A 10,207-nucleotide genomic window follows, 5' to 3' on the forward strand; every position below is an offset into this window, starting at 1 on the left:
ATGGAAGTTTTGCGGCATTCTGGCTACACAATAACAAGGGAAGACTTACTCGTGGCTGCAACCCTACTAGCTCAAAATTTATTCACACATGGTTACGCTTTGGGGAAATTATGAGGGGATCTCTCAGCGCCCGGTAGTGATCTTATTTCATTATGGTGAAAGTTGGAACCTCTTACGTGCCGATCAACGTCTCATTTTCGCCAAAAGTTGGCCCAGGGCTTCCCGGTATCAACAGGGACACCAGGATTTATTTATTCTGCGAAGTGATCTTCCGTCACAGGTATTTATTCGGCGCAAAGTGCGTCGGGTGATGCTGCCAACTTACTGATTTAGTGTATGATGGTGTTTTTGAGGTGCTCCAGTGGCTTCTGTTTCTATCAGCTGTCCCTCCTGTTCAGCTACTGACGGGGTGGTGCGTAACGGCAAAAGCACCGCCGGACATCAGCGCTATCTCTGCTCTCACTGCCGTAAAACATGGCAACTGCAGTTCACTTACACCGCTTCTCAACCCGGTACGCACCAGAAAATCATTGATATGGCCATGAATGGCGTTGGATGCCGGGCAACAGCCCGCATTATGGGCGTTGGCCTCAACACGATTTTACGTCACTTAAAAAACTCAGGCCGCAGTCGGTAACCTCGCGCATACAGCCGGGCAGTGACGTCATCGTCTGCGCGGAAATGGACGAACAGTGGGGATACGTCGGGGCTAAATCGCGCCAGCGCTGGCTGTTTTACGCGTATGACAGGCTCCGGAAGACGGTTGTTGCGCACGTATTCGGTGAACGCACTATGGCGACGCTGGGGCGTCTTATGAGCCTGCTGTCACCCTTTGACGTGGTGATATGGATGACGGATGGCTGGCCGCTGTATGAATCCCGCCTGAAGGGAAAGCTGCACGTAATCAGCAAGCGATATACGCAGCGAATTGAGCGGCATAACCTGAATCTGAGGCAGCACCTGGCACGGCTGGGACGGAAGTCGCTGTCGTTCTCAAAATCGGTGGAGCTGCATGACAAAGTCATCGGGCATTATCTGAACATAAAACACTATCAATAAGTTGGAGTCATTACCCTTTTTTCATGTCTAAAAACTTGGGGGTATATAGTGAAAAATACCGTCCCAACGTCCCAAAGGCTGATAAGTAGGCGCATTATATGGGTAAATGGCTTTTATAATCCACGCCGAAGACATTCAACACTCGGCTGGAAATCGCCGGTGGCATTTGAGAAAAAAGCCGCTTAAAATGAGAGATAGACCGGAACACAACCGGTGCAAGTCCATAGCAACTCGTTTCTTTTCGCAGGTTGAGCCACCTCCGCGCTTCATCAGAAAACTGAAGGAACCTCCATTGAATCGAACTAATATTTTTTTTGGTGAATCGCATTCTGACTGGTTGCCTGTCAGAGGCGGAGAATCTGGTGATTTTGTTTTTCGACGTGGTGACGGGCATGCCTTCGCGAAAATCGCACCTGCTTCCCGCCGCGGTGAGCTCGCTGGAGAGCGTGACCGCCTCATTTGGCTCAAAGGTCGAGGTGTGGCTTGCCCCGAGGTGATCAACTGGCAGGAGGAACAGGAGGGTGCATGCTTGGTGATAACGGCAATTCCGGGAGTACCGGCGGCTGATCTGTCTGGAGCGGATTTGCTCAAAGCGTGGCCGTCAATGGGGCAGCAACTTGGCGCTGTTCACAGCCTATCGGTTGATCAATGTCCGTTTGAGCGCAGGCTGTCGCGAATGTTCGGACGCGCCGTTGATGTGGTGTCCCGCAATGCCGTCAATCCCGACTTCTTACCGGACGAGGACAAGAGTACGCCGCAGCTCGATCTTTTGGCTCGTGTCGAACGAGAGCTACCGGTGCGGCTCGACCAAGAGCGCACCGATATGGTTGTTTGCCATGGTGATCCCTGCATGCCGAACTTCATGGTGGACCCTAAAACTCTTCAATGCACGGGTCTGATCGACCTTGGGCGGCTCGGAACAGCAGATCGCTATGCCGATTTGGCACTCATGATTGCTAACGCCGAAGAGAACTGGGCAGCGCCAGATGAAGCAGAGCGCGCCTTCGCTGTCCTATTCAATGTATTGGGGATCGAAGCCCCCGACCGCGAACGCCTTGCCTTCTATCTGCGATTGGACCCTCTGACTTGGGGTTGATGTTCATGCCGCCTGTTTTTCCTGCTCATTGGCACGTTTCGCAACCTGTTCTCATTGCGGACACCTTTTCCAGCCTCGTTTGGAAAGTTTCATTGCCAGACGGGACTCCTGCAATCGTCAAGGAATTGAAACCTATAGAAGACATTGCTGATGAACTGCGCGGGGCCGACTATCTGGTATGGCGCAATGGGAGGGGAGCAGTCCGGTTGCTCGGTCGTGAGAACAATCTGATGTTGCTCGAATATGCCGGGGAGCGAATGCTCTCTCACATCGTTGCCGAGCACGGCGACTACCAGGCGACCGAAATTGCAGCGGAACTAATGGCGAAGCTGTATGCCGCATCTGAGGAACCCCTGCCTTCTGCCCTTCTCCCGATCCGGGATCGCTTTGCAGCTTTGTTTCAGCGGGCGCGCGATGATCAAAACGCAGGTTGTCAAACTGACTACGTCCACGCGGCGATTATAGCCGATCAAATGATGAGCAATGCCTCGGAACTGCGTGGGCTACATGGCGATCTGCATCATGAAAACATCATGTTCTCCAGTCGCGGCTGGCTGGTGATAGATCCCGTCGGTCTGGTCGGTGAAGTGGGCTTTGGCGCCGCCAATATGTTCTACGATCCGGCTGACAGAGACGACCTTTGTCTCGATCCTAGACGCATTGCACAGATGGCGGACGCATTCTCTCGTGCGCTGGACGTCGATCCGCGTCGCCTGCTCGACCAGGCGTACGCTTATGGGTGCCTTTCCGCAGCTTGGAACGCGGATGGAGAAGAGGAGCAACGCGATCTAGCTATCGCGGCCGCGATCAAGCAGGTGCGACAGACGTCATACTAGATATCAAGCGACTTCTCCTATCCCCTGGGAACACATCAATCTTACCGGAGAATATCGTTGGCCAAAGCCTTAGCGTAGGATTTCGCCCTCTCCCGCAAACGACCCCTTTATTGTAGGTGGGCCAGTTGGTGATTTTGAACTTTTGCTTTGCCACGGAACGGTCTGCGTTGTCGGGAAGATGCGTGATCTGATCCTTCAACTCAGCAAAAGTTCGATTTATTCAACAAATCCACGTTGTGTCTCAAAATCTCTGATGTTACATTGCACAAGATAAAAATATATCATCATGAACAATAAAACTGTCTGCTTACATAAACAGTAATACAAGGGGTGTTATGAGCCATATTCAACGGGAAACGTCTTGCTCGAGGCCGCGATTAAATTCCAACCTGGATGCTGATTTATATGGGTATAAATGGGCTCGCGATAATGTCGGGCAATCAGGTGCGACAATCTATCGATTGTATGGGAAGCCCGATGCGCCAGAGTTGTTTCTGAAACATGGCAAAGGTAGCGTTGCCAATGATGTTACAGATGAGATGGTCAGACTAAACTGGCTGACGGCATTTATGCCTCTTCCGACCATCAAGCATTTTATCCGTACTCCTGATGATGCATGGTTACTCACCACTGCGCTCCCCGGGAAAACAGCATTCCAGGTATTAGAAGAATATCCTGATTCAGGTGAAAATATTGTTGATGCGCTGGCAGCGTTCCTGCGCCGGTTGCATTCGATTCCTGTTAGTAATTGTCCTTTTAACAGCGATCGCGTATTTCGTCTCGCTCAGGCGCAATCACGAATGAATAACGGTTTGGTTGATGCGAGTGATTTTGATGACGAGCGTAATGGCTGGCCTGTTGAACAAGTCTGGAAAGAAATGCATAAGCTTTTGCCATTCTCACCGGATTCAGTCGTCACTCATGGTGATTTCTCACTTGATAACCTTATTTTTGACGAGGGGAAATTAATAGGTTGTATTGATGTTGGACGAGTCGGAATCGCAGACCGATACCAGGATCTTGCCATCCTATGGAACTGCCTCGGTGAATTTTCTCCTTCATTACAGAAACGGCTTTTTCAAAAATATGGTATTGATAATCCTGATATGAATAAATTGCAGTTTCATTTGATGCTCGATGAGTTTTTCTGATAGTTAGTCTTTGTAGAGACACAAACCTGAAATTCCGGACACCGCGCTTCAGGACATCTCCCTGGACGCCGATATCTGGCAGTATCCGGACGGTACTATCGAACGCCGGGCCAACGGTACTCCCCTGCCCTTTATGACTGACGACCGGCTATTTCACCCACGCACTTCTCCATGAAATTTAGCATCGTCGCGGTTAATGTCGAAAATTTGCCACCTGACGTGGTTGGCATCGAGGGTGAAAACTGCCGTGGCGAGGGTGTTCTCCTCATCCGGATCGTCGGCAGCCAGCCGGTAAATTGGCAGTTCTGCGTCATGGGTATCTGAGAGAATGGTTTTTGCCGCCGCGGCGTCAAACGGAGGTTGCGTTTCCCGCCACTGCACGAGGCGTAACTGCCGCGACGCTGAACTGTCGGTAACGATCTGCTCAACGCCAGCCAGTGCCGCATGCACCAGATGGTTGGCATGCCCGGTTACCGTCGTCAGGGGTAGAACGGAACAGCCTTGACCGGTGGCCTCAACGCTGAACAGCCGCGCATCGCCCAGCTGCCCGAGCGTATGGTGAAACGCCCCGGATCGCGGCTGGCCGGTAAGTATAGTGATGGCCTCGTCGAGGGTGTTCGCATTCAGCGAGGCGCGAGCCAGGATCTGACGCGGTAATCCCTGCGGACGATACACTGCACGGATGTTATTCACCGTGTTAACGATACCTTTTTCATTTACCGCAAAGGTGTGGCCGCAAATCGACCCCGGATAGGCAAAACTCGTAAAGCTCAGACCGCGACTCGGAGTAATGGTAGCCAGCAAGCATTCATCCCGTAACTGAGGAAAACCGTCTTCATTATGCGCGATAATCCGCTCGCCTGCGGCGTTTACCCCGGCCACCGTCGTACAGCCATCCGACGTTGAGCGCACCAGATCGCCACGGCAGTTCCAGGCAAAGACCTGATCAACAGTGGCCTCCAGTCCCTGCGCCAGCCCCTCCAGCTCCTGCCAGATGTGCGGATAATGCCGCTGCACCTCGGCGCGCATTAACCGGGTCTCAGGGGATGCCTGCAGGGTCATCACGGGGTCGTTTGCGGGAGGGGGCGGAATCCTACGCTAAGGCTTTGGCCAGCGATATTCTCCGGTGAGATTGATGTGTTCCCATCCGAGCGGCGAAACATGGGCCAAGAGATCGGGCGATAGCAGCTTTCCATCGCGTTTCTGGTTTGCAACGACCTCGCCGAGCTTCATGGTGTTCCAGAAGATGATGATGGCGGCGAGCAGATTCATGCCGGCGATGCGGTAATGCTGGCCTTCGGCGGAACGGTCGCGGATTTCACCGCGGCGGTGGAAGCTGATTGCCCGCTTCAGCGCATGATGAGCTTCGCCTTTGTTGAGCCCGATCTGGGCACGCCGTTGGAGTTCGGCATCCAGAATCCAGTCGATCATGAACAGGGTGCGCTCGACGCGACCGACTTCCCGCAGGGCTGTCGCGAGCTCGTTCTGCCGCGGATAGGAGGCGAGTTTCCGCAGAATCTGGCTTGGCGCGACGGTCCCGGCAGCAATGGTGGCGGCGATGCGCAGGATGTCGGGCCAATTGCGCTCGATCATGGCTTGGTTGACCTTTCCGCCGATCAACGCTCGCAGGTGCGCCGGGGCGGCCGACGGATTGAACGCGTAGAGCCGTTTGGATGGCAGGTCGCGGATGCGCGGAGCGAACCGGTAGCCGAGAATGGCACATGCGGCAAAGACGTGATCGGTGAAGCCGCCCGTGTCGGTGAACTGCTCGCGGATATGGCGTCCAGCATCGTTCATCAGCAGGCCATCGAGGATGTAAGGCGCTTCGCTTGCCGTTGCAGGAATCACCTGGGTTGCGAACGGCGCATATTGGTCGGAGACGTGGCTATAGGCTTTCAGGCCCGGGGTATTGCCATATTTCGCGTTGACCAGGTTCATGGCCTCACCTTGCTCTGTAGCGACGAAGAACTGTCCGTCGCTCGAAGCCGACGTGCCCATGCCCCAGAACCGGGCCATGGGTAACGCTGCCTGTGCCTCGACCACCATGGCCAGCGCCCGGTCATAGGCTTCGCCCTCGACATGCCACCGTCCAATGCGGATCAATTCCCAGAAGGTGTGGGTGTTTGTCGCATCCGCCATTTTGCGCAAGCCGAGGTTGATCCCTTCCGCCAAGATAACGTTCATTAGCCCGATCCGGTCAGCGCAGGGTGCTCCTGTGCGCAGATGGGTGAACGCTTCGGTGAAGCCGGTCGCCGCATCCACCTCCAGCAGGAGATCGGTGATGCGCGTGGGCGGGATCTGCTTGTAGAGATCGAGCACCAGATCTTCGGCGCCTGTCGGCGCGGCGGCTTCGAGTTTCTCGATATGCAGAACGCCGTTTTCAATCGACCCGCCCGGGATCGTGCCTGCGCGAGCGGCACGGCCAAGCTCGCGCAACCGCATGTCGAGGCGAGCTTGCCGGTCTGCCAGCCATTCCTCCGGCCGCAATGGCACAGCGAGACGACCGCCTTCCGCGATGGATTGTGCCGGAACGAGTGCGTGTTTCAGATCGCCATAGCGCCGGGACCTAGTAAGCCAGACATCTCCGGAGCGGAACGCATGGCCTTGTCGCAAATTCTTCAGGTTAACTCGATGTTGACCATGGGGAGAGAAGTTGCCGCTCCTGATATTGCGGAGCGAGCCGATGATTTTGAATACCATTGCCGAAAAGCTGAAGCGCCAGTCGAAGGATGATTTCAAGGGCAGGCATTTCGAGGCCTGGCTGATTGTACAGGCGGTTGCCTGGTACTTGCGCTACCCGCTCAGCTATCGTGACTTGGAAGAGATGTTTCGCGAGCGGGGCTTCGAGGTCGATCATAGCACGATCAACCGCTGGGTATTGGCTTATGCACCTGTCATCGAGAAACGGCTGCGGCAGTTTCGTCGACCCCATTGCGGCTCGGTCCGGATTGATGAGACCTATGTCAAGATCCGCGGCAAATGGCGCTATCTGTACCGAGCCATCGATAAGCATGGCAATCCGGTGGATTTCCTGCTGACCGCTAAGCGCGATCTCGACGCTGCCAAGCGGTTCTTCCGAAAGATGCTTAAAGATGAACCCTTGTTGTCGCCGAACAGGATTGGGACGGACGGGGCCAACACCTTCCCGTCAACGATCAAAACGTCGGTTGATGATGGGCTTCTCCATCCCGATCCCGTGCATTATGTGACCAAACATCTCCAGCAGGGGATTGAGAGCGACCATTTCCGGGTGAAGAAGAACATGCCGAAGATCGGCGGTTTCCAATCCTTTAACACGGCGCGGCGAACCATCGCGGGTTTCGAGGCGATGCTGTGGCTGCGGAAGGGCTTTGGCTTTTCAGGCGGCTGGACCGTCAATGACCAGAATGATTTGCTTGCGCGCCTCTTCGGACTGCAAAAGGTTAACAAAGCATGAAAATACCGGCCTTGGCTGGGTGATAGCTGCCTCCAAAAGTGTTTGCGACACGCCCGGAACAATTCAGCCACTGCACCCATGTTCCGAGTTGGTGTGGTTTGCGGATCGTATGCCGGCATCTCGTTGCGCAAGATCTGCACCCAATCGGCAGGCACGGGCGGCGATCTCCAATCTGCGGGATCAGTCAGATCACCCGAGTGCGTGGGCATGACAATCGTGCCCTGGGGACCAACACAATCCAGAAGGGCCTGAATCACTGCGACCGGCCCTCCCGCGACCCAGCCGAGCGAGCTTAGCGAACTGTGGACGAGAACTGTGCCACCAAGCGTAAGGCCGTTCTCTCGCATTTGCCTTGCTAGGCTCGCGCGAGTTGCTGGCTGAGGCGTTCTCGAAATCAGCTCTTGTTCGGTCGGCATCTACTCTATTCCTTTGCCCTCGGACGAGTGCTGGGGCGTCGGTTTCCACTATCGGCGAGTACTTCTACACAGCCATCGGTCCAGACGGCCGCGCTTCTGCGGGCGATTTGTGTACGCCCGACAGTCCCGGCTCCGGATCGGACGATTGCGTCGCATCGACCCTGCGCCCAAGCTGCATCATCGAAATTGCCGTCAACCAAGCTCTGATAGAGTTGGTCAAGACCAATGCGGAGCATATACGCCCGGAGCCGCGGCGATCCTGCAAGCTCCGGATGCCTCCGCTCGAAGTAGCGCGTCTGCTGCTCCATACAAGCCAACCACGGCCTCCAGAAGAAGATGTTGGCGACCTCGTATTGGGAATCCCCGAACATCGCCTCGCTCCAGTCAATGACCGCTGTTATGCGGCCATTGTCCGTCAGGACATTGTTGGAGCCGAAATCCGCGTGCACGAGGTGCCGGACTTCGGGGCAGTCCTCGGCCCAAAGCATCAGCTCATCGAGAGCCTGCGCGACGGACGCACTGACGGTGTCGTCCATCACAGTTTGCCAGTGATACACATGGGGATCAGCAATCGCGCATATGAAATCACGCCATGTAGTGTATTGACCGATTCCTTGCGGTCCGAATGGGCCGAACCCGCTCGTCTGGCTAAGATCGGCCGCAGCGATCGCATCCATGGCCTCCGCGACCGGCTGCAGAACAGCGGGCAGTTCGGTTTCAGGCAGGTCTTGCAACGTGACACCCTGTGCACGGCGGGAGATGCAATAGGTCAGGCTCTCGCTGAATTCCCCAATGTCAAGCACTTCCGGAATCGGGAGCGCGGCCGATGCAAAGTGCCGATAAACATAACGATCTTTGTAGAAACCATCGGCGCAGCTATTTACCCGCAGGACATATCCACGCCCTCCTACATCGAAGCTGAAAGCACGAGATTCTTCGCCCTCCGAGAGCTGCATCAGGTCGGAGACGCTGTCGAACTTTTCGATCAGAAACTTCTCGACAGACGTCGCGGTGAGTTCAGGCTTTTTCATATCTCATTGCCCCCGGACGAGCGTCTGCTCCGCCATTCGCCGTCCGCCGTGCCAATCGGATCAGCCGTCCAAATGCGGGATTTTCGTTAGTCGGAGGCCAAACGGCATTGAGCGTCAGCATATCATCAGCGAGCTGAAGAAAGACAATCCCCGATCCGCTCCACGTGTTGCCCCAGCAATCAGCGCGACCTTGCCCCTCCAACGTCATCTCGTTCTCCGCTCATGAGCTCAGCCAATCGACTGGCGAGCGGCATCGCATTCTTCGCATCCCGCCTCTGGCGGATGCAGGAAGATCAACGGATCTCGGCCCAGTTGACCCAGGGCTGTCGCCACAATGTCGCGGGAGCGAATCAACCGAGCAAAGGCATGACCGACTGGACCTTCCTTCTGAAGGCTCTTCTCCTTGAGCCACCTGTCCGCCAAGGCAAAGCGCTCACAGCAGTGGTCATTCTCGAGATAATCGACGCGTACCAACTTGCCATCCTGAAGAATGGTGCAGTGTCTCGGCACCCCATAGGGAACCTTTGCCATCAACTCGGCAAGATGCAGCGTCGTGTTGGCATCGTGTCCCACGCCGAGGAGAAGTACCTGCCCATCGAGTTCATGGACACGGGCGACCGGGCTTGCAGGCGAGTGAGGTGGCAGGGGCAATGGATCAGAGATGATCTGCTCTGCCTGTGGCCCCGCTGCCGCAAAGGCAAATGGATGGGCGCTGCGCTTTACATTTGGCAGGCGCCAGAATGTGTCAGAGACAACTCCAAGGTCCGGTGTAACGGGCGACGTGGCAGGATCGAACGGCTCGTCGTCCAGACCTGACCACGAGGGCATGACGAGCGTCCCTCCCGGACCCAGCGCAGCACGCAGGGCCTCGATCAGTCCAAGTGGCCCATCTTCGAGGGGCCGGACGCTACGGAAGGAGCTGTGGACCAGCAGCACACCGCCGGGGGTAACCCCAAGGTTGAGAAGCTGACCGATGAGCTCGGCTTTTCGCCATTCGTATTGCACGACATTGCACTCCACCGCTGATGACATCAGTCGATCATAGCACGATCAACGGCACTGTTGCAAATAGTCGGTGGTGATAAACTTATCATCCCCTTTTGCTGATGGAGCTGCACATGAACCCATTCAAAGGCCGGCATTTTCAGCGTGACATCATTCTGTGGGCCGTACGCTGGTACT

The 10,207-nt window shown here is 55.5% G+C and carries 8 protein-coding genes and 4 pseudogenes; 6 read left to right on the forward strand and 6 right to left on the reverse strand.

The genetic code is table 11. The features are described from left to right. From OOJ60_RS23845 to OOJ60_RS23860, 4 genes are all read left to right on the forward strand, one after another. Nucleotides 1-114, forward strand: a 114-nt coding sequence (locus OOJ60_RS23845) for a hypothetical protein (RefSeq protein WP_001466727.1), incomplete at its 5' end; no start/stop codon positions are given. A gap of 247 nt (nucleotides 115-361) precedes the next feature. Continuing rightward, a protein-coding gene (locus OOJ60_RS23850; RefSeq protein ID WP_103215986.1) for an IS1-like element IS1A family transposase occupies nucleotides 362-1,059 on the forward strand; the annotation gives its coding sequence in 2 pieces (ribosomal slippage) (nucleotides 362-611 and nucleotides 611-1,059; 699 coding nt in all). Between the two features lie 292 nt (nucleotides 1,060-1,351). Further along, nucleotides 1,352-2,155, forward strand: coding sequence for an aminoglycoside O-phosphotransferase APH(3'')-Ib (gene aph(3'')-Ib, locus OOJ60_RS23855; RefSeq protein ID WP_001082319.1), 804 nt, complete (start codon nucleotides 1,352-1,354; stop codon nucleotides 2,153-2,155). Beyond that, entirely contained in the window at nucleotides 2,155-2,991 is an 837-nt protein-coding gene (locus tag OOJ60_RS23860) for an APH(6)-I family aminoglycoside O-phosphotransferase (protein WP_049195390.1), read from the forward strand. The genes aph(3'')-Ib and OOJ60_RS23860 overlap by 1 nt, the downstream gene beginning before the upstream one ends. 97 nt (nucleotides 2,992-3,088) lie before the next feature. Here OOJ60_RS23860 and OOJ60_RS23865 read toward each other — a convergent pair. After that, nucleotides 3,089-3,190 (reverse strand): annotated as a pseudogene (locus OOJ60_RS23865) (IS5/IS1182 family transposase); the annotation flags it as partial. 136 nt (nucleotides 3,191-3,326) lie between these two features. Between OOJ60_RS23865 and aph(3')-Ia the strand changes: the two are divergent. Beyond that, nucleotides 3,327-4,142, forward strand: coding sequence for an aminoglycoside O-phosphotransferase APH(3')-Ia (aph(3')-Ia, locus tag OOJ60_RS23870; protein ID WP_000018321.1), 816 nt, complete (start codon nucleotides 3,327-3,329; stop codon nucleotides 4,140-4,142). A gap of 153 nt (nucleotides 4,143-4,295) precedes the next feature. On the opposite strand, the pseudogene OOJ60_RS23875 reads toward aph(3')-Ia, so the two are convergent. Then, a pseudogene (locus OOJ60_RS23875) lies at nucleotides 4,296-5,207 on the reverse strand (C45 family peptidase); the annotation flags it as partial. Nucleotides 5,208-5,240: 33 nt separating this feature from the next. Continuing rightward, nucleotides 5,241-6,740: pseudogene (locus OOJ60_RS23880) on the reverse strand (Tn3 family transposase); the annotation flags it as partial. A gap of 85 nt (nucleotides 6,741-6,825) precedes the next feature. On the opposite strand from OOJ60_RS23880, the gene OOJ60_RS23885 reads away from it, so the two are divergent. Beyond that, a complete protein-coding gene (locus tag OOJ60_RS23885) occupies nucleotides 6,826-7,578 on the forward strand; it encodes an IS6 family transposase (protein ID WP_000602738.1) in 753 nt (250 codons plus the stop codon). A gap of 62 nt (nucleotides 7,579-7,640) precedes the next feature. Here the strand turns inward: OOJ60_RS23885 and OOJ60_RS24945 are convergent. From OOJ60_RS24945 to aac(3)-IVa, 3 genes and pseudogenes are all read right to left on the reverse strand, one after another. Continuing rightward, nucleotides 7,641-7,994 (reverse strand): annotated as a pseudogene (locus OOJ60_RS24945) (AAC(3) family N-acetyltransferase); the annotation flags it as partial. Nucleotides 7,995-7,999: 5 nt separating this feature from the next. Beyond that, nucleotides 8,000-9,025 (reverse strand): aminoglycoside O-phosphotransferase APH(4)-Ia, encoded by a 1,026-nt coding sequence (aph(4)-Ia, locus tag OOJ60_RS23890; RefSeq protein ID WP_000742814.1) that lies wholly within the window; start codon nucleotides 9,023-9,025, stop codon nucleotides 8,000-8,002. A 228-nt stretch (nucleotides 9,026-9,253) separates the two neighbouring features. Continuing rightward, nucleotides 9,254-10,030: an aminoglycoside N-acetyltransferase AAC(3)-IVa gene (aac(3)-IVa, locus tag OOJ60_RS23895; protein ID WP_001199192.1), complete on the reverse strand. Its 777-nt coding sequence runs from the start codon at nucleotides 10,028-10,030 to the stop codon at nucleotides 9,254-9,256. Nucleotides 10,031-10,207 lie beyond the last annotated feature (177 nt).

This window comes from Citrobacter sp. R4, from assembly GCF_026719175.1.
GTDB classification, from domain to species: Bacteria; Pseudomonadota; Gammaproteobacteria; order Enterobacterales; family Enterobacteriaceae; genus Citrobacter_A; species Citrobacter_A sedlakii.